The sequence below is a fragment of the Terriglobus sp. YAF25 genome, from assembly GCF_052113305.1.
Lineage (GTDB): Bacteria > Acidobacteriota > Terriglobia > Terriglobales > Acidobacteriaceae > Terriglobus.
Window position 1 is genome coordinate 1 of record NZ_JBFRCY010000438.1, and the last position, 3,948, is coordinate 3,948.

Here is a 3,948-nt window from a genome sequence, read left to right on the forward strand (position 1 = left end):
GTGCAAGGGGCTGCTCAGAACTTGCTCGGATCCGCAGATCGGATGGGCACAGTGCTTTATCTGAAATATCTCGTGCTTCAAGGTGGCCCCTGGGCAGGGATTGAAGAAGTTCTACCAGTCGGAGAATAGAGACCCGGGGGGCCAACGCTCCGCTCCATCCTCGACAACTCCAGCAGCCACTCTACCTAGAAAGATAAAGCTCATCGGAAAACATAAACTTTCCGATGAGCTTATCTATCACTCTCTTGATGTGCACTATGACAGATGAGCGATGGGGTTGCCGGATCCCTCCTGCCTATTCCATTACTTCGAGCTAGAGGAGAACTGAACGGTTGATTCGGAGGTGAACGTCGAAGCCGGTAACCCATTTGCGTTGTAGAGACTATCTCGAACAACGCTGTTCCATCCAAAACGCACAAACATGGGATCCTTCACGATGTTGGACTTCACGAGCACAGTCGTACCCTGTATCGTTGCGGAAGCCGGAACGAAATGTCGATCTTCACCAGCGATCTCAAATCCTTCAACCAGCTTTCCCTGCATATTCAGTCCCTGGCCATGATCGAACCACACCCGCATGGCATTCGAACCATCCGGAGACGATTCCGAGGTGGCTTGCCGGAAGAGCGGCCCTTGATAGTCAATGGCTTCACCGTATGCAAGAGCTCGGGCGGCCAAAGCGAGCCGCGCTCCAATAGTCTGTTTGTCAGAGGGGTGAACGTTCGTCACATCGCCTACATCGAGTGAAACAGCCATTGCCGTATTCGCTACGTTTAGCGTGCGGCGCTGCTGGTCACGAACCGTTGGCCACTCCTCTGTTGGGGCATTGAAACTCGAAATCTGCACAAACAGGAATGGCAGATTTCCCTGCTCAAAGTGCATTCGCCAGTCACCAATAAGAGCAGCCAGCAGGTCGCTATAGAACGGCGCTCGGTCCAGGCCGGCATTTGCTTCGCCCTGATACCAGAGAAACCCTTTGATCGTCATCGGGACGAAGGGCGCAATCATCCCGTTGTAAAGCCCGGACGGCATCCACGAAGACGGGTTGGGATGCCACGGATGCCGAGGAATCGGCCTACCAGCAGTTTTGGCGGCTTCGTCCTCGCGTTTTTCTTCGGCCCAGACGGCTTCCAGGCCGGCGGATCTATTCGCAAATGTGGCACGACTGGCGAACGCTCGCTGAAGCCGAGCATCATTCCCAAGCGTGTCCATCGAGACCCACGCGTCTGCCGGAGTTCCCCCATAGCTGATGTCAATCAATCCGACCGGAACCTTCTCCCTCTCCGAGATTTCCCGGCCAAAGAAATAGGCGACTGCGGAAAAACTCCTGGCCGTCTCCGGTGTGCACATCGTCCATGAACTCGTGATGTCCTGAGCAGGCACATCACTGCTCATAGGCTGCACTCGTAGAAGACGCAGATTCGGCCGGAGCGCCGCCGAAATCTCCTTTTCCTGGTTCTTCAAAGGCGTATCAGGCCCAAAGCCTTGCAGAGGAAACTCCATGTTGCTTTGGCCGGACGCCAGCCAAACATCTCCTACCAAAACATCGTTCAATGTGTTGTCCGGACCATCGCCCGAAACCGTGAGAGTGTACGGGCCTCCACCCGATTCGGGTTGCAGATACAAGCTCCAACGTCCGATGTCATCCGCGATAGCAGGTGCAGTTTGTAGATGAAAATGCGCCAATAGATGGGCACCCGGAGTGGACCAGCCCCATAGATGAATCGGACTATCTCTCTGCAAGACGGCATGATGGGAGATCAACTTTGGGAAGCGCACTTCGGCACAAACCCTGGCAACTGAACCCCCAAGCAGGCACGCGGCAATGACGATTGAATAAGCAGTTCTGGCAATCACGTTACAAAAGCTCCTCCAGCAGTTCGGCGCTTGAGCGCCAGGAATCAAACCCATCTGCGGATGGATTCACGGGAAGTTCGCCGCCCATCAGTGCCAGGGATGAAAGCGCTGATGGGCTACTATTGGGCGGCTTGTGTCAATACGAGGGGCCCCATGTTCGATGGGTTGTTCCAAGTGCAGTCGCAGGTTGCCCACCAGGCCAGCTTGCCCTGACGCGTTCCTTGTGCGGAGGCCGTATCCACCATCACGTCTAAACCATACTGATGTCCCACAACGGGTGTGGTTCCGAGCGTTGTCCAAGGAAATGCCATGACCATCTGATAGCCACCAGTGGTGTTCTGCTGTGCAAACACCACACCCGTCAGCGACGACGGACTATGATGCACTTCGGTGAGCGCTGCTCCACCGTTACCGTACGGGAAGGCATATTGAAAATCCGTGATCCCGTATGCGGTGCTCCTGTTGTAAGTACCCGAGAAATACACTTCCACAGTCTCTCCATTCCAGAGGTTCGCGGCTGTTGGAGCGATCAGATACGAATCCTGTACCGAGACCAGTAGGTACAAGTAATTACTGTCCCATAGGGTCTTGTATTGCGCGGTATCCTGCGACGATCCCGAGAAGTAATGCGGGAGAGGAACAAACGAAACGTTGGCCCATGCGCCGGTATCGGAACCATCCAGAGGTGGCGGAGTCGAAGTCATGGCATCGTTCTCCACATTTGGTGTTGCGCCGGCTTCTGCAGAATTGGAGCTTGTACCGCCCGAGTTTGTGGCCTGCACCACGTAGTAGTACGTGGTACCGTTGGCCGCGACCGAGTCCGTGTAGACAACAGAAGTCGAAGTCCCAATCTGTGTGTAGGGCCCTCCACTGGTTGTGCCGCGAAGCACTTTATATCCAGTGGCCCCGGTCGAGGTCGGCCAGGTCAACGTAACCGCTCCGTTGCCGGCCGAAGCCGTGAGACTTGCAGGTGGTGCGGGCGTGGGCTGTCCGGTGGATGACCAGGTTCCACTCAGTGGTACCTGAAAGACATACATCGATCCCGGAGGCATGTTGAAGGTGTAGTTCGCTGTTAGGCCGCTCAATGTCTGCATCTGGATGGGAATATTCAGCTCGTCATTGTTGCCCATACGTGGATCACCGGTAAGAGCATAGAGTGTGGCCGTTCCAGTTGGTGTAGCCGGGAAATTCAGAGTCACCGGTGTCTGGTTATTGAGGTCGCGTGAAATGACCACTACGTCCGCCTGATTGGGGACATTGGCATCCTTGAAGGTGTAGACGGCAATCAGAGGTACGGCCTGGCCGCCGGTAATGGTCGCGTTACTGTAGGTGGGAACTGAGTTGGTGCTTGTGAGCACCATCGGTCCGGAGCAGTAGTTGTTGCGCATCTGCAGAGCTTCCCATATGGGATGCGGACGGAATCCATTGGCGATGTTGGTGTGCGAAGTGAAAGGCCCAGTGCCCAACATATAGCCAAAGAAATTCTGTGGTCCAAACCCGCGCATGGTCGCATAGAGATTCACATCAATGGCGCCAATGGCGCCGGCCAACGATGTATCGGCAGGAGAGCTGCCTGTATCCACTCCTGGGCCTTCTTCATACGCCGCGAGGCTGTAATTTCTTCCGTTGGCCGCATCCCGTTGCTGCTGCGCATAGATTGCGTCAATCAGCGGCCCGTTGGTGACAGGCAACTGAACCAAATCCGACTGATAGTGCGAATCACCAGTCAGTGAATTATTTCCGGACGAGTAGAGAGCCGCATCCACCACGGATACCTCTGGCGCAGCAGCGGCGGCAGCCGCGCCAAACGAGGGGTTGATCTCCCAGCCGTTAGCTACGAATTTGATCTGCGCAGGGTTGAAGTAACTTTTGCCCGCGATAGCGTTAGAGATAACGAAGTGAGCCCACTGTCCATACTCCACATTGGACGGAACTTCCTGCGTACCCCATTCTTCGTTGCCGACTTCCAGATAGATGGTGYCAAAGTCATCGGTATAAGGTCCGGGATGGTTGGATGGCCGCTTGGAGGCATAACCCACACCCGCAGGAGCTGCTAGGTAGTCGATCAGTTCGTCCCACTCAACCTCAGAT

The 3,948-nt window shown here is 55.3% G+C and carries 2 protein-coding genes; both read right to left on the minus strand.

Annotation, left to right across the window (positions count from 1 at the left end; all coding sequences use genetic code 11):
- Positions 1–303 precede the first annotated feature (303 nt).
- Positions 304–1,911, minus strand: coding sequence for a sialate O-acetylesterase (locus tag AB4043_RS17430; protein WP_442307633.1), 1,608 nt, complete (start codon positions 1,909–1,911; stop codon positions 304–306).
- A gap of 65 nt (positions 1,912–1,976) precedes the next feature.
- Positions 1,977–3,948, minus strand: a 1,972-nt coding sequence (locus AB4043_RS17435) for a sugar-binding protein (RefSeq protein ID WP_442307634.1), incomplete at its 5' end; no start/stop codon positions are given.

What these genes read in the sequence shown, in the direction of transcription:
- AB4043_RS17430 (WP_442307633.1), bottom strand. Translation starts at nt 1,911, where the DNA reads ATGGGTTTGATTCCTGGCGCTCAAGCGCCGAACTGCTGGAGGAGCTTT.